Here is an 18,266-nt window from a genome sequence, read left to right on the forward strand (position 1 = left end):
GGTCTTCCCGCATTTCATTTGGACGACGCTCATGTCCGGCAATACGCTTGGTACGCTCTTCACCGTTACGACCTTCGGCGAATCGCATGGTCCCGCCATCGGCTGCGTGATCGACGGCTGCCCGCCGGGCATGGCGCTCGCCGAAAGCGACATCCAGCTCGAACTCGACCGTCGCAAGCCGGGGACGTCGCGCCACGTCACGCAGCGCCAGGAGGAGGACAAGGTCGAGGTCCTGTCGGGCGTATTCGAAGGCGTGACCACCGGCGCGCCGATCGCGCTGGTGATCCGCAACACCGATCAGCGCAGCAAGGACTACGGCAACATTGCGGAAACCTTTCGTCCCGGACACGCCGACTACACCTACTGGCAGAAATACGGCATTCGCGACTATCGCGGCGGCGGCCGCTCGTCCGCCCGTCTGACGGCGCCGACGGTGGCCGCCGGCGCCGTCGCGAAGAAGTGGCTGCGCGAGCGGTTCGGCACCGAGATTCGCGGCTACATGGCGGCGCTCGGGGAGATCGACGTGCCGTTCGTCGACTGGGCGCACGTGCGCGAGAATCCGTTTTTCGTGCCGAACGTGCAGATCGTGCCGCAACTCGAAGCGTACATGGATGCATTGCGCAAGGACGGCGACTCGATCGGCGCGCGGATCAACGTGGTGGCCTCCGGCGTGCCGGTCGGGCTCGGCGAACCGCTGTTCGACCGGCTCGACGCCGATATCGCACACGCGATGATGGGCATCAACGCAGTGAAGGGCGTCGAGATTGGCGCCGGTTTCGCGAGCGTCGCGCAGCGCGGCTCCGTGCACGGCGACGAGCTGACGCCGGAGGGGTTCGTCGGCAATCACGCGGGGGGCGTGCTCGGCGGCATCTCGACCGGACAGGACATCACGGTGTCGATTGCGATCAAGCCGACGTCGAGCATCCGCACGCCGCGGCGTTCGATCGACAAGGCGGGCCAGCCCGCTGTCGTCGAGACGTTCGGGCGTCACGATCCGTGTGTCGGGATTCGCGCGACGCCGATCGCGGAGGCGATGCTCGCGCTGGTGCTGATCGACCACGCGCTGCGCCATCGCGCCCAATGCGGCGACGTCGAAGTGAGTACGCCGAAGATCGCGGCGCGCGCGCCTTCGGCATCGTAGCCGCGCCGCACGCGTCGGGGTCCGCATGGCGGTGCCTCACCACGAAAAAGCGCCGCCTGGAGCGGTGCTTTTTCATTCGACGCGAGAATGCGTGCCGGACGCGTTCGCCTGCGCGTTCGCCTACATGTTCGGATAATTCGGCCCGCCGCCGCCTTCCGGCGTGACCCACACGATGTTCTGCGTCGGATCCTTGATGTCGCAGGTCTTGCAGTGCACGCAGTTCTGCGCATTGATCTGCAGCCGGTCCTGGTTCGCCTCGTCCTTCACGAACTCGTACACGCCCGCCGGGCAGTAGCGGCCCTCGGGCCCCGCATATGTGTGCAGGTTCACGTTCACCGGCACGCTCGCGTCCTTCAGCGTCAGGTGCGCCGGCTGGTTTTCCTCGTGATTCGTGTTCGAGATGAACACCGATGACAGCCGGTCGAACGTCAGCTTGCCGTCCGGCTTCGGATAGACGATCGGCTTGCACTGCGACGCGGGCTTCAGCATCTCGTGGTCCCAGTGCTGGTGATGCAGCGTCCACGGCACGTTGCCGCCGAGCAGCTTCTGCTCGATGCCCACCATCAGCGTGCCCAGATAGAGCCCCTTGCTCATCCACTGCTTGAAGTTGCGCGCGCGGTACAGCTCCGTGTGCAGCCACGACGTGTTGAACGCCTCCGGGTACGCGCCCAGCTCGTCGTGCTGGCGGCCCGCCTGCACCGCATCGAACGCCGCCCCGGCGGCGAGCATCCCGGTCTTGATCGCCGCGTGGCTGCCCTTGATGCGCGACGCGTTCAGGAAGCCCGCGTCGTCGCCGACCAGCGCGCCGCCCGGGAACACCAGCTTCGGCAGCGACATCAGCCCGCCCGCGGTGATCGCGCGCGCGCCGTACGAGACGCGTTTGCCGCCTTCGAGAAAGGAACGGATCGCCGGATGCGTCTTGTAGCGCTGGAACTCCTCGAACGGCGACAGGTACGGGTTGGTGTAGCCGAGCCCCACCACGAAGCCCACCACCACCTGGTTGCCGTCCAGGTGATAGAGGAACGAGCCGCCGTAGGTGTCGGTGTCGAGCGGCCAGCCGGCCGTGTGGATCACGAGGCCCGGCTGGTGCTTCGCCGGATCGATCTCCCACAGCTCCTTGATGCCGATCCCGTAGACCTGGGGATCGCGCCCGTCGCGCAGCCGGAAACGCTCGTGCAACTGGCGCCCGAGATGGCCGCGCGCGCCCTCGCAGAACAGCGTGTATTTCGCGTGCAGCTCCATGCCGGGCTGGAAGTTCGCGGTGGGCTCGCCGTCCTTGCCGATGCCCAGGTTGCCGGTGGCGACGCCCTTCACCGCGCCGTGTTCGTCGTAGAGGATCTCGGCGGCCGCGAAGCCGGGGAAGATCTCGACGCCGAGCGCCTCGGCCTGCTGGCCCAGCCAGCGCGTCACCGCGCCGAGGCTGATCACGTAATTGCCGTGGTTCCTGAAGTTATCGGGCAGCGCCCAGTTCGGCACCGCTTTCGCGCCGGTTTCGGACAGGAACAGGAAGCGGTCCTCGCTCACCTGGACGGTGAGCGGCGCGCCTTTTTCCTTCCAGTCGGGGATCAGTTCATTGAGCGCGCGCGGATCCATCACCGCGCCCGAGAGGATGTGCGCCCCGATCTCCGAGCCTTTTTCCAGCACGCAGACGCCGATCTCGACGCCTTTCTGCGCGGCCAGCTGCTTGAGCCGGATCGCCGCGGACAGGCCCGCCGGGCCGCCGCCGACGATCACCACGTCGTATTCCATCGACTCGCGCGGACCGTATTGCCCGATCAGACTTGCGGGGGTCATTGAAGCTCCTCTTGCCGTTAGAATGCTTTTTTCGGGATCGTATTGTGGGCGAACGCCACCCACGCCGCAACCCAACCGAGGCAGATTAGCACGATCGTTCTATTTATGTGCTACCGTATCGGCCGGGTATTTCCGATGCCCGCACGGCGTCCCGCGCGGGCGAACCAACCGAACAAGGTAACGACAATGGGCCGTTCGATCAATCTGGAAGGCAAGGTCGCGCTGATCACGGGCGCGTCCAGCGGGCTCGGCAAGCGCTTTGCGCAAGTCCTGTCGCAGGCGGGCGCGAAGGTCGTGCTCGCCAGCCGCCGCACCGAGCGCCTGAAGGAATTGCGCGCGGAGATCGAGGCGGCCGGCGGCGCCGCGCATGTCGTGTCGCTCGACGTGACCGACTGCCAGAGCATCAAGTCCGCGGTTGCGCATGCGGAGACCGAGGCGGGTACGATCGACATCCTCGTGAACAATTCGGGCGTGTCGACCACACAGCGGCTCACCGACGTGACGCCCGCCGACTTCGAGTACGTGTTCGACACCAACACGCGCGGCGCTTTCTTCGTCGCGCAGGAAGTCGCGCGCCGCATGATCATGCGCGGCAGCGGCGGCCAGGGGCAGAAGCCGCCGTACCGGATCATCAACATCGCATCGGTGGCGGGGCTGCGGGTGCTGCCGCAGATCGGCCTGTATTCGATGAGCAAGGCGGCGGTCGTGCACATGACGAAGGCGATGGCCCAGGAATGGGGCAAGCACGGGATCAATGTGAACGCGATCTGCCCGGGCTACATCGACACCGAGATCAATCACCACCACTGGGCGACCGAGCAGGGGCACAAGCTCGTCTCGATGCTGCCGCGCCATCGCGTCGGCCAGCCGGAGGATCTCGACGGACTGCTGCTGCTGCTCGCCGCCGACGAATCGCAGTTCATCAACGGCGCGATCATTACGGCCGACGACGGCTTCGGCCTCGCGTGAAGGCTCGACAGCCCCGGCTGCGCCGCCGGCCGCCATTGCGCCGCGCCGCTCGCAAGGCCGCGTGAAGCGAGCCGTGGATCCGCGCCGCCGGGCCCGCCCGGGCGCAGCGGCGCACGTCCGGCTATTTCCCATTCACCGTATCAACCGCAGAAAGAAGCACCATGAGCGACTATCACCCCGTCTTTGAAATGTCGATGCCGATCCGCTGGGGCGACATGGATGCGTTCGGCCATGTGAACAACACGGTCTATTTCCGCTACATGGAGCAGGTGCGGATCTCGTGGTTCGAACAGATCGGCATTGCCGGCGGCAATGGCGCGGGACAGGGGCCGGTGATCGTCAATGCGTCGATGGAGTTTCTGCGCCAGCTGCACTATCCGGGCGACGTGATCGGCCGCATGTCGGTCGGCACGCCCGGCCGCAGCAGTTTCGACACGCGTTTCGAGCTGAGCCGCGCGGACGACCCCGCGACGCTCTACGCGCGCGGCGCGGCGCGCTGCGTGTGGATCGATTACGCGGCGGGCAAGTCGGTGCCGATTCCGGATACGCTGCGCGCGACGATCGAACACGCGCTGCCCGTCAGGGCCGCGTAGGCGGCGCGCGGTCGGGCGCCCCGTGCGGGGCCGCGTGGCGCGCATCAGTCACCGAGGAGCCGCTGCAGCAGCTCGGTCGCGTTGCCCGTGCCGTACTTGCGCATGAGCCGTGCGCGATAGACGTCGACCGTGCGCGAGCTGATGTCGAGCACCCGTCCGATCTGCTTGCTGGTCTTGCCGGTCACGAGCTGCGCGGCGATCTCCCGCTCGCGCGGCGTCAGCTGCACCGCGACGCGCCGCGTCGCGCTCAGGTCCTCGAAGGTCCAGACCCCGGCCGCGTGCGGCGCGGCGCGTTCGAGCGAGCGGCCCGTCACGTGGCACCAGAACAGCTCGCCGTTGGCCCGCTTCATGATGCGGTCGTCCGCATAGCTGCCCTGCGCGGTCATGATCGGCGGAATGCGCGCGCCGATACGCTCGAACTCGTCCGCGGACGGATACAGCACCTGGAACGACTGGCCGAGCAGCGCTTCGCGCGGACAGCCGAAAATGGCGGCGAGCTGATCGTTGCAGTCCTCGATCATGCGCTCGCGCGCCAGCACGAGTCCGATCGGCGCGAGATGGAAGGCAGTCTGGTAATCGAGGGCAGGCATGGCGGACAAGGCGCGCGGCGCGCTTATGTATTTTTGCGTATTGTGCCGCATCGCCCGCGCAGCGTACCCTTTTGGCCATCGACAACAACGGCGATGCAGGCTGCGCGGGTTCGACCCGGGCACACGCCGGGATGACTAGAATGACAAAGTCCGGTGCGGCGCGGGTACGGCGCCCGGCATCGGACAGAGGCCGGATTTCGGGTTTCCATAAAGGAAGGGACAAACTGATGAACAAGGTCTATCCAGGCGCGGCTGAGGCGCTCAGGGACATCGTCGCGGACGGCCAGACGTTTGCCGTCGGCGGCTTTGGCTTGTGCGGGATTCCGGAGGCGCTGATCGCGGCGCTGCGCGACTCGGGCGTCAAGGGGCTCACCTGCATCAGCAACAACGCGGGCGTCGACGGGTTCGGCCTCGGCATGCTGCTGCAGACGCGGCAGGTGAAGAAGATGATCTCGTCGTACGTGGGCGAGAACAAGGAGTTCGAGCGCCAGTACCTGGCGGGCGAACTCGAACTGGAATTCACGCCGCAGGGCACGCTCGCGGAGAAGCTGCGCGCCGGCGGCGCGGGCATTCCGGCCTTCTTCACCAACACCGGCTATGGCACGCTGATCGCCGAAGGCAAGGAGACGCGGCTGTTCGGCGACCGGCACTACGTGCTCGAACCGTCGCTCACCGCCGATGTGGCGCTCGTGAAGGCATGGAAGGCCGACAAGGCCGGCAACCTGGTCTACCGGCGCACCGCGCGCAACTTCAATCCGGTGTGCGCGATGGCGGGCCGGGTCACGGTGGCGGAGGTCGAGGAGATCGTCGAGACGGGCGAACTCGATCCGGACGCGATCCACACGCCCGGCATCTTCGTGCAGCGCATCGTGCTGAATGCGCATCCCGAGAAACGCATCGAGCAACGCATCGTCCGCGCGAAAGGAGACTGACCATGGCATGGACCCGTGATGAAATGGCCGCGCGCGCGGCGCAGGAACTGCAGGACGGCTTCTACGTGAATCTGGGCATCGGCCTGCCGACGCTGGTGGCCAATCATGTGCCGCCGGGCGTCGAGGTGTGGCTGCAGTCGGAGAACGGGCTGCTCGGCATCGGTCCGTCGCCGACCGAGGAAGAAGTCGATGCCGACCTGATCAACGCCGGCAAGCAGACGGTGACCACGCTGCCGGGTTCGTCGATCTTCTCGTCGGCGGACTCGTTCGCGATGATCCGGGGCGGGCACATTAACCTGGCGATTCTGGGCGCGATGCAGGTGAGCCGGCAGGGCGATCTGGCGAACTGGATGATCCCGGGCAAGATGATCAAGGGCATGGGCGGCGCGATGGATCTGGTGGCGGGCGTGAAGCGCGTCGTCGTGCTGATGGAGCACGTCGCGAAGGGCGACCAGCACAAGATCCTGGAGGAATGCACGCTGCCGCTGACGGGGGTCGGGGTGATCGACCAGATCATCACGGATCTCGGCGTGATCGACGTGACGCCGGACGGGCTGAAGCTCGTCGAACTGGCGCCCGGCGTGACGGTGGACGAGATCCGCACGAAGACCGGTGCGCCGCTCGACGTGAGCGCGGTAGGCTAGGGCGCCTTCGCCGCCCGCAGTTGCCTGGAGCCGGTGGCGCAGGAAGCGGTGCGCAGGCGGGCGAGACGCGAGTCTCGCCCGCCTGCTGCCTTGTGCGGCCGGGGCGCGCTAGCCATCCGGCGGATCCACGGCGCGGCGCATGCCGGATTACAATCGTCCGCAGGTTGTCCGCCCGTCCACTCGCGCCGCCGTTCGGCGAAGCCGCGCTTTTGCAAGGAACTCCCGATGACTGCTGCCCCTGTCGCCGACCGCGCCGTGCCCCGTCAACGCTTCGTCCAGTGCGCGAGTCCGGCCGGCCTGCACCGTGTCGCGTACACGGAATGGGGCGACCCGGACAATCCGCGGGTGCTGTTGTGCGTGCACGGGCTCACGCGCTCGGGGCGCGATTTCGACCGGCTCGCGGCCGCGTTCGCGCCGTCGTGGCGCGTCGTCTGTCCGGATGTCGCGGGGCGCGGCCTGTCGTCGTGGCTGGCCTCGCCGAACTTCTACACGGTGCCGCAGTACGTGGCCGACATGGTCACGCTGATCGCGCGTCTGAACGTCGACACGGTCGACTGGTTCGGCACGTCGATGGGCGGCCTGATCGGCATGGGGCTCGCCGGGTTGCCGGATTCCCCGGTGCGCAGGCTGCTGCTGAACGACGTCGGCCCGCATCTCGAACCGGCCGCGCTTGCGCGCATCGGCGAGTACCTCGGCAAGCCCGCGCGCTTCGGGACGCTGCAGCAGGGCATCGACCACGCCGCGTTGCTCGCGCAATCGTTCGGTCCGCTCACGCCGGACGAATGGCGCGAGATCAACACGCCTCTCCTGTGCGAGCGCGACGGCGCCTGGGCGTTCCGCTACGACCCGCGTATCGCGCAGCCGTTCGCCGCGGTGACCGACGAGATCGCGGCGGCCGGCGAAGCGGCGCTGTGGGCGTCGTTCGCGGCGATTCCGGGGCCGGTGCTGGTCGTGCGCGGCGCGCAATCGGACCTGCTGTCGCGCGAGACGGTCGCAAAGATGGTGGCAACGGGGCGGTCGGTGTCGAGCGTCGAAATCGCCGGTGTCGGGCACGCTCCAGCCTTTCTCGACGCTGCGCAGATCGGCATCGCGCGGCGCTTCTTCGAGGGCGACGCCGCCGACGCGTCATAATAGAGGACTGCGCGGCGCGCTATCGCGCCCCGGCACGGCGGCGCCTCGGTACGACGGCACGTCGGCACGTCGGCACGTCGTGCGGCGGCGGCGCGCCGGCAAGATCGGGCGAGCGCGCCGTGCAGTCCCGGCGACGCGGCCGCGAAGTGCGGCGCAGGTTCGTTCACCTTTTAACCCATACCAGGAAATTCCATGGCAGTCATTCGTCACCACGTCGGCAAGCGGCTTTCGGAAATCGCCGTGTACAACGGCACCGTCTATCTGGCCGGCCAGATCGCCGAGGACACCGACCAGGACATCGCCGGCCAGACGCGCGAAGTGCTCGGCCACATCGACCGCCTCCTCGCCGACGCGAACAGCGACAAGTCGAATCTGCTGTCGGTGCAGATCTTCATCTCCGACATGGCCAACTTCGCCGGCATGAACGCCGTGTGGGACGAATGGGTCGAGCAAGGCGCCACGCCGCCGCGCGCGACCGTCGAGGCGAAGCTCGCGAACCCGCGCTGCCTCGTCGAAGTGGTCGTGGTGGCCGCGCAGCGCAGCTAGCCGTCGCGGCCTGACCGCGCTGTTTTTGCAGTATCCGCTTCTTTGTTGAACCGTCTGGCCCGGTGGGCCGTCGCACCATGAATCCCGAACCCGTCACGACTGCCGCTGCGCCCACGCCATCGTTCGACGAGGCGCTCGCGTTCGTGCGGGAGCACGCGGGCACGGTGCGGCTGTCCACGGGCGAGATGCTGGCCGATCACGCGGCCGGCACTGCGGCGATCATGCGCACGCTGAATGTGGACGCGGCGTCGGTGCTGGCGGCGGCGCTGTTTGCGCTGACGCCGCATCTGCAGGACCCGGAGCGTGTGATCGCCGAGAATTTCGGCGAGGAAGTCGCGCAACTGGTCGGCGACGTGCGCAAGCTGCTGCGCCTCGGCACGGTGAGTCTGCGCGCCGCGCAGAACGCGATACCCGAAGCCGGCCGCGACGCGCAGGCGGCGCGCCGCGCGCAGGTCGAGGCGCTGCGCAAGATGCTGCTCGCGTTCGCGCAGGACATCCGGGTCGTGCTGATCCGGCTCGCGTCGCGCTTGCAGTCGCTGCGCTATTACGCGGCGGCGAAGGTCACGCCGTCGCCGGACGTCGCGCGCGAAACGCTCGACATCTACGCGCCGCTCGCGAACCGGCTCGGCATCTGGCAGCTGAAATGGGAGCTGGAGGATCTCGCGTTCCGCTTCGAGGAGCCGGCCACCTACAAGCGCATCGCGAAGCTGCTGGACGAAAAGCGCGTCGAGCGGGAGACCTACGTCGCGCAGGCAATCGCGCGACTGCAGGCGGAACTCGCGGCGGCGCACATCCGCGCGGAGGTAAGCGGGCGCCCGAAGCACATCTACAGCATCTGGCGCAAGATGCACGGCAAGGAGCTCGACTTCGCGGAGCTGTACGACGTGCGTGCGTTTCGGGTGATCGTGCCGGATATCAAGGACTGCTATACGGTGCTCGGCATCGTCCACAACCTGTGGCAGCCGGTGCCGAGAGAGTTCGACGACTACATCTCGCGGCCGAAGCCCAACGGCTACCGGTCGCTGCACACGGTCGTGATCGGCGACGACGGGCGCGCGTTCGAAGTGCAGATCCGCACCCAGGACATGCATCAGTTCGCCGAGTACGGCGTCGCCGCGCACTGGCGCTACAAGGAGGCCGGCGCCCGCGGTTATGGCGGACAGATCACCGCGAGCGAGAAGTACGACGAGAAGATTGCCTGGTTGCGGCAGCTGCTTGCGTGGAAGGACGAGGTGTCCGAAGGCGAGCATGGCGAAAAGCGCGCCGCCCAGCCTTGGGAGCAACTGCGCCAGGCGACCTTCGACGACGACCATATCTACGTGCTGACGCCGCAGGCGCGCGTGATTGCGCTGCCGCAGGGTGCGACGCCGGTCGACTTCGCGTACCACCTGCACAGCGAGCTTGGCCATCGCTGCCGCGGCGCGCGCGTCGACGGCGCGATGGTGCCGCTCAACACGCCGCTGCGCAACGGCCAGACGGTCGAGATCGTCGCCGTGAAGGAGGGCGGTCCGTCGCGCGACTGGCTCAATCCACAACTGGGCTATCTGCACAGCCCGCGGGCGCGGCAGAAAGTGCGCGCCTGGTTCAACGCGGTCGAACTGCAGGAGCACATCGCCAACGGCCGCGCGATGGTCGAGAAGACGCTGCAGCGGGAGGGCAAGACCTCGGTCAATCTCGATCAGCTGGCGGCGAAGCTCGGCTTCAGGACGCCGGACGATCTGTTCTCGGTCGTCGGCAAGGAAGAGTTCAGTCTGCGGCAGATCGAACAGGCGCTGCAGGAAGCGCCGCCGCCGGAGCCCGTCGAGGACGCGCCCGAGCAGTTCGAGAAGCGCAGCAGCGGCGCGAGCGTGGCGCACGGCGCGTCGACGGGGGTGCTGGTGGTCGGCGTGGACGCGCTGCTCACGCAGCTCGCCCGCTGCTGCCGCCCGGCGCCGCCCGATCCGATCAGCGGCTTCGTCACGCGTGGCAAGGGCATGTCCGTGCATCGCAGCGACTGCCCGACCTTCAGGCGGATGGCGGCGCGCGCGCCCGAGCGGGTGCTCGAAACCGCGTGGTCGGCCGAAGTGATCGGCGGACGGGGCCAGTCGGTGTACCCGGTCGACCTGACGATCGACGCGACCGATCGTCAGGGGCTGCTGCGCGACATTTCCGAAGTATTCGCGCGCGAGAAGATGAACGTGATCGGCGTGAAGACGCAAACGCGCCGCAACGCGGCTTTCATGCAGTTCACCGTCGAGGTGTCGAGCGCCGCGCAGATCCAGCGCGCGTGCGTGCTGCTCGGCGAGGTGAGCGGCGTGCTGCGCGCGTCGCGCAAGGGATGAGCGGACATTGCGCGACGGGGCGTTGGCCGGGCGGCCGATGAAAACACTTGCCAAGCTGTTTGGGGCCCCATATAATCTCGTTTCTCTAGGCTCGTAGCTCAGCTGGTTAGAGCACCACCTTGACATGGTGGGGGTCGTTGGTTCGAGTCCAATCGAGCCTACCAACGAATCTGAAATCCCGGTCAGCCGGGGTTTCAAAGAAGGTAAAACGCGCCTAGGCGCGAAAGGCAGAGTCGGTTATGGCATCGCGAACGTTCACTGGAACTACTCCGGAACGACGCTAGTCGAGGACCTCTTTCGCCCGTGTAGTTTGTATGAAATGTGAATGCGGCCCCTCGAAAGCGGGGCCGCATTTTTTTTGTCTCATATTCACCAGGTTGTTGCACGTGCCGCCGCCGGCCGGCACCACGGAGAACACACATGGTTTCGATACGTCTGCCCGACGGTTCCGTTCGTCAATACGAGCACCCCGTGACGGTGGCCGAAGTGGCCGCGTCGATCGGCCCCGGTCTCGCGAAAGCCGCGCTCGGCGGCAAGGTCGACGGCGAACTCGTCGACACGTCGGCGCTGCTCGATCACGACGTGTCGCTGGCCATCATCACGGACAAGGATGCGGACGGGCTCGACATCATCCGCCACTCTACCGCCCACCTGCTGGCGTACGCGGTGAAGGACCTGTACCCGGAAGCGCAGGTGACGATCGGCCCGGTGATCGACAACGGCTTCTACTACGATTTCGCGTACAGCCGGCCGTTCACGCCGGAGGATCTGGAGAAGATCGAGAAGCGCATGCAGGAGCTCGCGAAAAAAGACGAGCCGGTGTCGCGCCGGGTCGTCTCGCGCGACGAGGCGGTCAGCTACTTCAACAGCATCGGCGAGAAGTACAAGGCGGAAATCATCGCGTCGATTCCGGCCAGCGATGAAATCAAGCTGTATTCGCATGGCGGCTTCACGGATCTGTGCCGCGGCCCGCACGTGCCGTCCACCGGCAAGCTGAAGGTGTTCCGGCTGATGAAGGTCGCCGGCGCCTACTGGCGCGGCGATGCGAAGAACGAGCAGTTGCAGCGCATCTACGGCACGGCCTGGACGAAGAAGGAAGACCAGGACGCGTACCTGCACATGCTCGAAGAGGCGGAGAAGCGCGACCACCGCAAGCTGGGCAAGCAGCTCGACCTGTTCCACATGCAGGACGAGTCGCCCGGCATGGTGTTCTGGCATCCGCGCGGCTGGACGCTGTGGCAGCAGGTGGAGCAGTACATGCGCCGGCGGGTCAACGAGGCCGGCTATCTCGAGATCAAGACGCCGATGATCATGGACCGCTCGCTGTGGGAGGCGTCGGGCCACTGGCAGAACTACCGCGAGAACATGTTCACGACGGAGTCGGAAAAGCGCGACTACGCGATCAAGCCGATGAACTGCCCGGGGCATGTCCAGGTATTCAATCACGGTCTGCGCTCGTACCGCGATCTGCCGCTGCGCTACGCGGAATTCGGCTCGTGCCATCGCAACGAGGCGTCCGGCGCGCTGCACGGCCTGATGCGCGTGCGCGGCTTCGTGCAGGACGACGCGCATATTTTCTGCACCGAAGAGCAGTTCATCAGCGAGTCGATCGCGTTCAACACGCTCGCGATGAGCGTGTACCGCGACTTCGGCTTCGAGAGCGTGGCGATCAAGCTGTCGCTGCGCCCGGACGCGCGCGCGGGCTCCGACGAGACGTGGGATCGCGCCGAGCAGGGTCTGCGCGACGCGCTCACGGCGTGCGGCGTGAGCTGGGAGGAACTGCCCGGCGAGGGCGCGTTCTACGGTCCGAAGGTCGAGTATCACATCAAGGATGCGCTCGGCCGCTCGTGGCAGTGCGGCACGCTGCAGCTCGACATGGTGCTGCCGGAGCGCCTCGGCGCCGAATACGTGGCCGAGGACAACAGCCGGCGCCGGCCGATCATGCTGCATCGGGCGATCGTCGGGTCGATGGAGCGTTTTCTCGGTATTCTGATCGAGCACCATGCCGGTGCGATGCCCGCATGGCTCGCGCCGATGCAGGTGGTGGTGATGAATATCGCGGAAAATCAGGCTGAATATGCGCGATCGCTGGCTCAATCTTTGCAAAAACAAGGGCTTAGAGTCGAGGCCGATTTGCGCAACGAGAAAATTAGCTATAAAATACGGGAGCACACGCTGGAAAAGGTCCCGTACCTGCTCGTGGTCGGCGACAAGGAGCGTGAAGCCCAAACGGTAGCCGTGCGTGCCCGTGGCGGCGTGGATCTTGGCGTAATGCCGGTCGACGCCTTCGTTGAGCGTCTGCGCGAAGACGTGCAGTCGTTCAGGTAAGCCACCTGGCAGCGCGGCTCGTTTTTTTAATTTTTAGAGGAAACGTAACATCGCTACTGATAAGTCTGCGCACCGCATCAACGGTGAAATCACGGCACCTGAGGTGCGTCTGGTCGGCATCGACAACGAACCGCTGGGTATTGTGAAACTCGCCGAAGCGTTCCGTCTGTCGGAACAGCAGGATGTGGATCTGGTTGAGATTGCGCCTCAGGCTGTGCCTCCGGTTTGCCGTCTGATGGACTACGGCAAGTTCAAGTACCAGGAAGCGAAGAAGCAGCACGAGGCGAAGCTGAAGCAGAAGGTGATCCAGGTCAAGGAAGTCAAGTTCCGCCCGGGCACCGACGACGGCGATTACAACGTCAAGCTGCGCAACCTGGTCCGCTTCCTCGAAGACGGCGACAAGACGAAAATCACGTTGCGTTTCCGCGGCCGCGAAATGGCTCACCAGGAAATTGGCATGCGCATGCTCGAACGTCTGCGCACGGACCTCGACGAGGTTGGCCAGGTGGAGCAGATGCCGAAGATGGAAGGGCGCCAGATGATCATGGTGCTCGCGCCGAAAAAGCGCAAATAAGGCGTGCGACGGGCGGCTGGCCGTCGCCGGGTCCGGTACCCGGAGGCCGCGCGGGACGTGCGGTCGCCTCTGGCATGTCGCCTTCGGCGTACTTCGGCGTACCGTGCGCCTTCGTGTCGCCCTTGACGCAGTCGAGCAGTGCCTTGCAGCGGCGGACGCCGCTGCGGGAAAGCAGGTTTCGGTGGGGCGTCCGCGGTGCGGGCGCCGCGCGCGAAAAGCAGCGGCCGGGATGACCGGCGTGCTGCATACCAAGTGGAGTGGGTTTCGAAGGGCGGGAAGTGGCCGCAAGGCCGACCGCACACCCATGTCCATCAAATAATGGAGTTGTCTGTCATGCCCAAGATGAAGACCAAGAAGAGCGCTGCAAAGCGCTTCGTGGTGCGTCCGGGTGGTACCGTGAAGCGCGGTCAAGCCTTCAAGCGCCACATTCTCACGAAGAAGACCACCAAGAACAAGCGCCATCTGCGTGGCTCCGCGGCCGTTCATGAGACCAACATGAACGCTGTTCGCGCCATGCTGCCGTTCGCCTAACCCTTAACCGATACTCACAGGAGCGAAACATGCCTCGAGTCAAACGTGGGGTTACCGCACGGGCCCGTCACAAGAAGATCATCAAGCTGGCCAAGGGTTACCGCGGCCGCCGCAATAACGTCTATCGCATCGCCAAGCAGGCGGTCATGCGCGCAGGGCAGTACGCCTATCGCGATCGCCGCAACAAGAAGCGTGTGTTCCGCGCACTGTGGATCACGCGTATCAACGCGGCGGTGCGTCAGCACGACATGACGTACAGCGTGTTCATCAACGGCCTGAAGAAGGCGTCGATCGAACTGGACCGCAAGGTGCTGGCCGACATGGCTGTGTTCGACAAGGCTGCTTTTGCTGCGATCGTTCAGCAGGTGAAAGCCGCCGTTGCAGCCTGATTGCGCTTTGGGCAATTAAACTGCGTGGTTCGTTGCAGCGAATATCCGGGCTTCCGGTGACGCTGCAACAAAAACGGGGCTCCTCACCGAGCCCCGTTTTTGTTGGTCGAACCGCTTTGCTTCGATTGAACACTGACGTTGAAATGATGGGATCAATGGACCTGGACCAGATTGTCGCCGACGCACAACACGCGTTCGAACATGCGGCCGATGTGACCGCACTCGAGAACGAGAAGGCCCGCTTCCTCGGCAAGTCGGGCGCGTTGACCGAGTTGCTGAAGGGCCTCGGCAAGCTCGATCCCGAGACGCGCAAGACCGAAGGCGCGCGGATCAACGTCGTCAAGCAGCAGGTGGAGGCGGCGCTCGCCGCGCGTCGCCAGGCGCTTGCCGACGCGTTGCTGAACCAGCGTCTCGCCGCCGAAGCGATCGACGTCACGCTGCCCGGCCGCGGCGCGGGCACGGGTAGCCTGCATCCTGTGATGCATACGTGGGAGCGCGTCGAGCGCGTGTTCCAGTCAATCGGCTTCGATGTCGCGGACGGCCCGGAAATCGAGACCGACTGGTACAACTTCACCGCGTTGAACAGCCCGGAGAACCATCCGGCGCGCTCGATGCAGGACACGTTCTACGTGGACGGCAAGGACGCCGACGGCCGGCCCCTGCTGCTGCGCACGCATACGAGTCCGATGCAGGTGCGCTATGCGCGCACCCATACGCCGCCGATCAAGGTGATCGTGCCGGGGCGCACCTATCGGGTCGACAGCGACGCGACGCACTCGCCGATGTTCAACCAGGTCGAGGGCCTGTGGATCGACGAGGACATCAGCTTTGCCGACCTGAAAGGCGTCTACACGGATTTCCTGAAGAAATTCTTCGAGCGCGACGATATTCAGGTGCGCTTCCGCCCGTCGTATTTCCCGTTCACCGAGCCGTCCGCCGAGATCGACATGCGCTTCGAATCCGGCAAGAACGCCGGCAAGTGGCTCGAAATCTCGGGCTCCGGCCAGGTGCACCCCACCGTGATCCGCAACATGGGCCTCGACCCGGAGCGCTATATCGGCTTCGCGTTCGGCAGCGGGCTCGAGCGTCTCGCGATGTTGCGCTATGGCGTGCAGGACCTGCGCCTGTTCTTCGAGAACGACCTGCGTTTCCTGCGGCAGTTCGCCTGAGCGCCGCGTCACGGTCCGGCGCGCGCGGCGCGCGACCGTGGGCCGCGAACGAAGGCGGCAGCGCTTCGCGAAGGTAGTCGCGAACGCGCCGCAAGCTGTGCCGCCGGCCGGACAGGCGATATCGGAAGACGCCGGCCGGCCGTGGACCAACCTGATCAGAACGTACACAGAATCATGCTATTCCCGGAATCCTGGCTGAGAAGCTTTGTCGACCCGCAACTCACGACCGACGAACTCGCCCACGCACTGACGATGGCGGGCCTCGAAGTCGAAAGCCTGCGGCCGGCCGCGCCCCCGACCACCAAGATCGTGGTGGGGCGCGTCCTCGAAGTGGTCAAGCACCCGGACGCGGACAAGCTCAACGTCTGCCAGGTCGATGCGGGCACGGGCACGCTGCTGAACATCGTGTGCGGTGCGCCGAACGTCGCGCCCGGCATCAGGGTGCCGGTCGCGCTGGTGGGCGCCGAACTGCCGCCCGCCGAGGACGGCGGTGCGCCATTTGCGATTCGTCTCTCGAAGCTGCGCGGCGTGGAAAGCCAGGGGATGCTGTGCTCGGCGCGCGAACTGAAGCTGTCCGAAGATCATAGCGGGCTGCTGATCCTGCCGGAAGATACGCCGATTGGCCAGGATATCCGCGAGACGCTGAACCTCGACGATACGATTTTCGAAATCAAGCTGACGCCGAACAAGGCGGATTGCCTGTCGGTCTTCGGCATTGCGCGCGAAACCGCGGCGATCACTGGCGCGCCGCTGCGCGCGCCCGACATCCGGCCGGCGGCGGTCACGCTCGAAGAAACGCTGCCGGTGAACATTTCGGCGCCGGACCTGTGCGGCCGCTTCTCCGGGCGCGTCATTCGCGGCGTGAACGCGCGCGCGAAGACGCCGCAGTGGATGGTCGAGCGGCTCGAACGTTCGGGGCAGCGCAGCATCTCCGCGCTGGTCGATATTTCGAACTACGTGATGCTCGAACTCGGCCGTCCGTCGCACGTGTTCGATCTGGACAAGATCCACGGCGGCATGGACGTGCGCTGGGCACGCGAGGGCGAGACGCTGAAGCTGCTGAACGGCAACACGGTCGAGCTCGACGCGACGGTCGGCGTGATCGCGGACGAGCAGGCCATCGAAAGCCTCGCGGGCATCATGGGCGGCGACAGCACCGCGGTGACGCTCGACACGACGAACATCTACCTCGAAGCCGCATTCTGGTGGCCCGACAGCATTCGCGGCCGCTCGCGCCGGTACAACTTTTCGACCGATGCGGGGCATCGCTTCGAGCGCGGCGTCGATTATGCGACGACGGTCGAGCATATCGAGCGCATCACGCAACTGATTCTCGACATCTGCGGCGGCAAGGCCGGTGCGGTCGACGACCAGAGCGTCAACGTGCCGCAGCGCGCGCCGGTCAGCCTGCGCGTCGCGCGTGCGCAGCGCATCATCGGCGTGCCGGTCAGCGCCGACGAGATCGCGCAGATCTTCACGCGCCTTGGCTTGCCGTTCGAGCGCGACGGCGATGTGTTCGCGGTGACGCCGCCGTCGTACCGGTTCGACATCGAGATCGAAGAGGATCTGATCGAGGAAGTCGCACGCATTTACGGCTTCGAGAAGATTCCGGCGCGCCCGCCGGTCGCGAAGAGCGAGATGCGCGCGACGAACGAGACGCAGCGCTCGATTCATGCGATCCGTCACGCGCTCGCCGCGCGCGATTATGCGGAGACGGTCAGCTTCAGCTTCGTCGACGCGGAATGGGAACGCGATTTCGCCGGCAACGACCGGCCGGTGCAGCTGCTGAACCCGATCGCCAGCCAGCTTTCGGTGATGCGCACGACGCTGTTCGGCAGCCTCGTCGGCGTGCTGCGCACCAATCTGAACCGGCGCACCGCGGAGCGCGTGCGGGTCTTCGAGGCGGGCCGCGTCTTCCTGCACGATCCGTCCATCAAGGCCGGCGAGATGACGGTCGAAGGCTTCGCACAACCGAAGATGATCGGCGCGCTCGCGTACGGACCGGCGCTCGACGAACAATGGGGTGTGACGAGCCGCGCGGTCGATTTCTTCGACGTGAAGGGCGACCTCGAAGCGCTTCTCGCACCGGCGCTCGCGCGCTTCGTGAAAGCCGAGCATCCCGCGCTGCATCCGGGGCGCAGCGCGCGTGTCGAACTGGACGGCCGTGCGGTCGGCTGGATCGGCGAACTGCATCCGCGCTGGTTACAAAAATACGACTTGCCGCATGCGCCGATCCTGTTCGAGATCGAAGCGGACGCGCTGATGCCGCACGCGTTGCCGAGCCCGGGCGAGGTGTCGAAATTCCCGCCGGTGCGACGCGACATTGCGATCGTCGTGGACCAGAAGATCGAAGTTCAGGCGCTGCTCGACGAGATGCAAAAGGCGCTTCCGGAGGCCGCCTGCAGGAGCATCAGAAGGGTTGCGCTTTTTGATGAATTTCGTCCAAAATCAAATACTTCCGGTGGGTTGGCAGGGCACGAGAAAAGCCTTGCGTTCCGGGTGACCTTGCAAGATACTGGCGGAACCCTTCAGGACGAGACGGTCGATCTGGCCATTCAAACCCTGGTGGATCGTCTGGCTCGAGCATTTGGCGCACGGTTGCGTGGTTGACCCT

The 18,266-nt window shown here is 65.9% G+C and carries 16 protein-coding genes and 1 tRNA gene; 15 read left to right on the forward strand and 2 right to left on the reverse strand.

The features are described from left to right. The first annotated feature begins 31 nt into the window (after positions 1 to 31). Positions 32 to 1,141, forward strand: a complete 1,110-nt coding sequence (gene aroC / locus AC3AP7_RS04065; RefSeq protein ID WP_475765320.1) for a chorismate synthase — start codon at positions 32 to 34, stop codon at positions 1,139 to 1,141. 120 nt (positions 1,142 to 1,261) lie between these two features. Here aroC and AC3AP7_RS04070 read toward each other — a convergent pair whose 3' ends face one another. Then, entirely contained in the window at positions 1,262 to 2,935 is a 1,674-nt protein-coding gene (locus tag AC3AP7_RS04070) for an electron transfer flavoprotein-ubiquinone oxidoreductase (protein ID WP_475765318.1), read from the reverse strand. Between the two features lie 186 nt (positions 2,936 to 3,121). Between AC3AP7_RS04070 and AC3AP7_RS04075 the strand changes: the two genes are divergently transcribed. Both AC3AP7_RS04075 and AC3AP7_RS04080 read left to right on the forward strand, forming a co-directional pair. Continuing rightward, positions 3,122 to 3,904, forward strand: a complete 783-nt coding sequence (locus AC3AP7_RS04075) for an SDR family oxidoreductase (RefSeq protein ID WP_475765316.1) — start codon at positions 3,122 to 3,124, stop codon at positions 3,902 to 3,904. A gap of 161 nt (positions 3,905 to 4,065) precedes the next feature. Beyond that, positions 4,066 to 4,497: an acyl-CoA thioesterase gene (locus tag AC3AP7_RS04080; protein ID WP_475765314.1), complete on the forward strand. Its 432-nt coding sequence runs from the start codon at positions 4,066 to 4,068 to the stop codon at positions 4,495 to 4,497. Between the two features lie 44 nt (positions 4,498 to 4,541). On the opposite strand, the gene AC3AP7_RS04085 is transcribed toward AC3AP7_RS04080, so the two are convergent. Next, positions 4,542 to 5,087 carry a helix-turn-helix transcriptional regulator gene (locus tag AC3AP7_RS04085; RefSeq protein ID WP_475765312.1) on the reverse strand — a complete coding sequence of 182 codons (546 nt, stop codon included), beginning with the start codon at positions 5,085 to 5,087 and terminating at the stop codon, positions 4,542 to 4,544. A gap of 227 nt (positions 5,088 to 5,314) precedes the next feature. On the opposite strand from AC3AP7_RS04085, the gene AC3AP7_RS04090 reads away from it, so the two are divergent. The 12 genes from AC3AP7_RS04090 to pheT all read left to right on the forward strand — a co-directional run bounded on the left by AC3AP7_RS04090 (position 5,315) and on the right by pheT (position 18,262). Then, entirely contained in the window at positions 5,315 to 6,019 is a 705-nt protein-coding gene (locus AC3AP7_RS04090) for a CoA transferase subunit A (protein ID WP_475765307.1), read from the forward strand. A gap of 2 nt (positions 6,020 to 6,021) precedes the next feature. After that, on the forward strand, positions 6,022 to 6,663 hold the full coding sequence (locus tag AC3AP7_RS04095; protein ID WP_475765304.1) for a CoA transferase subunit B: 642 nt from the start codon (positions 6,022 to 6,024) through the stop codon (positions 6,661 to 6,663). A 225-nt stretch (positions 6,664 to 6,888) separates the two neighbouring features. After that, the gene (locus tag AC3AP7_RS04100; RefSeq protein WP_475765302.1) at positions 6,889 to 7,794 is read left to right on the forward strand and encodes an alpha/beta fold hydrolase; all 906 of its coding nucleotides are present in this window, start codon (positions 6,889 to 6,891) and stop codon (positions 7,792 to 7,794) included. 192 nt (positions 7,795 to 7,986) lie between these two features. Next, positions 7,987 to 8,340: a RidA family protein gene (locus AC3AP7_RS04105; RefSeq protein WP_475765300.1), complete on the forward strand. Its 354-nt coding sequence runs from the start codon at positions 7,987 to 7,989 to the stop codon at positions 8,338 to 8,340. Between the two features lie 77 nt (positions 8,341 to 8,417). Beyond that, positions 8,418 to 10,661, forward strand: coding sequence for a RelA/SpoT family protein (locus AC3AP7_RS04110; protein ID WP_475765298.1), 2,244 nt, complete (start codon positions 8,418 to 8,420; stop codon positions 10,659 to 10,661). An 87-nt stretch (positions 10,662 to 10,748) separates the two neighbouring features. Continuing rightward, positions 10,749 to 10,825, forward strand: a tRNA-Val gene (locus AC3AP7_RS04115). A 256-nt stretch (positions 10,826 to 11,081) separates the two neighbouring features. After that, positions 11,082 to 12,989, forward strand: a complete 1,908-nt coding sequence (gene thrS / locus AC3AP7_RS04120; RefSeq protein ID WP_475765296.1) for a threonine--tRNA ligase — start codon at positions 11,082 to 11,084, stop codon at positions 12,987 to 12,989. Between the two features lie 49 nt (positions 12,990 to 13,038). Beyond that, positions 13,039 to 13,563, forward strand: coding sequence for a translation initiation factor IF-3 (infC, locus tag AC3AP7_RS04125; protein ID WP_475767786.1), 525 nt, complete (start codon positions 13,039 to 13,041; stop codon positions 13,561 to 13,563). Between the two features lie 333 nt (positions 13,564 to 13,896). Further along, positions 13,897 to 14,094, forward strand: a complete 198-nt coding sequence (gene rpmI, locus AC3AP7_RS04130; protein WP_475765294.1) for a 50S ribosomal protein L35 — start codon at positions 13,897 to 13,899, stop codon at positions 14,092 to 14,094. Positions 14,095 to 14,123: 29 nt separating this feature from the next. Continuing rightward, a complete protein-coding gene (rplT, locus tag AC3AP7_RS04135) occupies positions 14,124 to 14,483 on the forward strand; it encodes a 50S ribosomal protein L20 (RefSeq protein WP_006052502.1) in 360 nt (119 codons plus the stop codon). A 155-nt stretch (positions 14,484 to 14,638) separates the two neighbouring features. After that, a complete protein-coding gene (gene pheS, locus AC3AP7_RS04140) occupies positions 14,639 to 15,652 on the forward strand; it encodes a phenylalanine--tRNA ligase subunit alpha (RefSeq protein WP_475765290.1) in 1,014 nt (337 codons plus the stop codon). A gap of 174 nt (positions 15,653 to 15,826) precedes the next feature. Continuing rightward, complete coding sequence (gene pheT / locus AC3AP7_RS04145) at positions 15,827 to 18,262, forward strand: phenylalanine--tRNA ligase subunit beta (RefSeq protein ID WP_475765288.1); 2,436 nt, start codon at positions 15,827 to 15,829, stop codon at positions 18,260 to 18,262. Positions 18,263 to 18,266 lie beyond the last annotated feature (4 nt).

The sequence above is a fragment of the Paraburkholderia sp. PAMB 6770 genome (genome assembly GCF_057748135.1).

Bases quoted from the DNA above. Each gene is read 5' to 3' on its own strand.
- AC3AP7_RS04095 (WP_475765304.1), top strand. From the start codon at position 6,022: ATGGCATGGACCCGTGATGAAATGGCCGCGCGCGCGGCGCAGGAACTG.
- AC3AP7_RS04085 (WP_475765312.1), bottom strand. From the start codon at position 5,087: ATGCCTGCCCTCGATTACCAGACTGCCTTCCATCTCGCGCCGATCGGA.
- rplT (WP_006052502.1), top strand. From the start codon at position 14,124: ATGCCTCGAGTCAAACGTGGGGTTACCGCACGGGCCCGTCACAAGAAG.
- AC3AP7_RS04090 (WP_475765307.1), top strand. From the start codon at position 5,315: ATGAACAAGGTCTATCCAGGCGCGGCTGAGGCGCTCAGGGACATCGTC.
- pheT (WP_475765288.1), top strand. From the start codon at position 15,827: ATGCTATTCCCGGAATCCTGGCTGAGAAGCTTTGTCGACCCGCAACTC.
- AC3AP7_RS04100 (WP_475765302.1), top strand. From the start codon at position 6,889: ATGACTGCTGCCCCTGTCGCCGACCGCGCCGTGCCCCGTCAACGCTTC.
- AC3AP7_RS04075 (WP_475765316.1), top strand. From the start codon at position 3,122: ATGGGCCGTTCGATCAATCTGGAAGGCAAGGTCGCGCTGATCACGGGC.
- thrS (WP_475765296.1), top strand. From the start codon at position 11,082: ATGGTTTCGATACGTCTGCCCGACGGTTCCGTTCGTCAATACGAGCAC.
- AC3AP7_RS04110 (WP_475765298.1), top strand. From the start codon at position 8,418: ATGAATCCCGAACCCGTCACGACTGCCGCTGCGCCCACGCCATCGTTC.
- pheS (WP_475765290.1), top strand. From the start codon at position 14,639: ATGGACCTGGACCAGATTGTCGCCGACGCACAACACGCGTTCGAACAT.
- AC3AP7_RS04080 (WP_475765314.1), top strand. From the start codon at position 4,066: ATGAGCGACTATCACCCCGTCTTTGAAATGTCGATGCCGATCCGCTGG.
- AC3AP7_RS04070 (WP_475765318.1), bottom strand. From the start codon at position 2,935: ATGACCCCCGCAAGTCTGATCGGGCAATACGGTCCGCGCGAGTCGATG.
- rpmI (WP_475765294.1), top strand. From the start codon at position 13,897: ATGCCCAAGATGAAGACCAAGAAGAGCGCTGCAAAGCGCTTCGTGGTG.
- AC3AP7_RS04105 (WP_475765300.1), top strand. From the start codon at position 7,987: ATGGCAGTCATTCGTCACCACGTCGGCAAGCGGCTTTCGGAAATCGCC.
- aroC (WP_475765320.1), top strand. From the start codon at position 32: ATGTCCGGCAATACGCTTGGTACGCTCTTCACCGTTACGACCTTCGGC.